The organism is Bartonella sp. TT110JLCBS, from assembly GCF_042193405.1.
Lineage (GTDB): Bacteria > Pseudomonadota > Alphaproteobacteria > Rhizobiales > Rhizobiaceae > Bartonella.
Map to the genome: position 1 here is coordinate 1 of NZ_JBHILT010000125.1, position 1073 is coordinate 1073.

Below are 1073 nucleotides of genomic sequence, written 5' to 3' on the forward strand. Positions count from 1 at the left end.
TCCGAAAGAAGTTAAAACGCTTGAAGGACATTTTGAAGTTGTTTTTTCTTCTTAAACTTCTTTATGATTAGCTTTTTATGGTCTATTCATACATGGCAATTGTTTATAAAAAATGGTCAAATGAATCACGTATAAAAGTGTGGATTCTTGAGTGGATTCATATAAGATAATTACAAACAAACTATTGACTTTATTGTATTTTTGTTTATAATGTCCTTCAACTAGTGTAACCATCCGACGACCGTTTTCAACATCAATGCCCTTCTCATCATTATAAGCTTCAAGATCATTATGATGAATGCCCTCATAAGCAACCCCATCACGCGCCCAATCTGCACTCAGTTCACTCCAATGAGCTTTGGGAAACATCTGCTTAGCTACTTCCAAGGGCTTGCGATCTACATACCACATGCGTTGTGCATCGGTTAAATTCGGTTGCACTGCCGCGCTATCCCAAACCATCTTTAACGGGTCTAAACGCGTAATGACCGGTTCACCATCAAAGCTATTTTCATAATCAAGGCGGGTATCAGTCCACCCCATGCCGCAGATAACGGCATCTTGGAAAGCATCACTATCAGCGTATTCTGCATGCGCCATGTCCCGAAACCATTCTGCCGCACCAGTAAGCAATTCACTAGGCAATGCCTTCCCTACTTGACGGGGAATAAACTGCACTTCTCGCTTATTGTTGCGTTCTGACCCCACAACAGCATTCACAAGCGGAGCAATACGATTAAAGGTCATAACGGGGCGGCGTTGCTCTTTTAACGCCGCTAAATCAGCCTCATTCCACTGATCACCATTGTAAAAACGAAAATCTTCCCGCGCATGTTCACGCCATTTATTCACATGCTCCACATCTTCTTTGTACCAACTCACAAGCTTGCGAAACAAACCATCATGAGACAGAGCTGATACGGTGCTGTCTTTCTCTAAATGCTCTTCATCATACATCATTCTGCCATCCATGACGTGCTTTCATAAGTTTCTCTACCGCTATAAGCTGGTCGCTTTTGTATCGTCGGAGGTTCTTCATAAGCCACGCACATCAATCCAAAGGCATCTGCCCC

The 1073-nt window shown here is 42.9% G+C and carries 1 pseudogene; it reads right to left on the reverse strand.

The window, feature by feature from the left end:
• Positions 1-212: 212 nt before the first annotated feature.
• Positions 213-972, reverse strand: a pseudogene (locus ACFILW_RS09935) (portal protein); the annotation flags it as partial.
• Positions 973-1073: the final 101 nt, after the last annotated feature.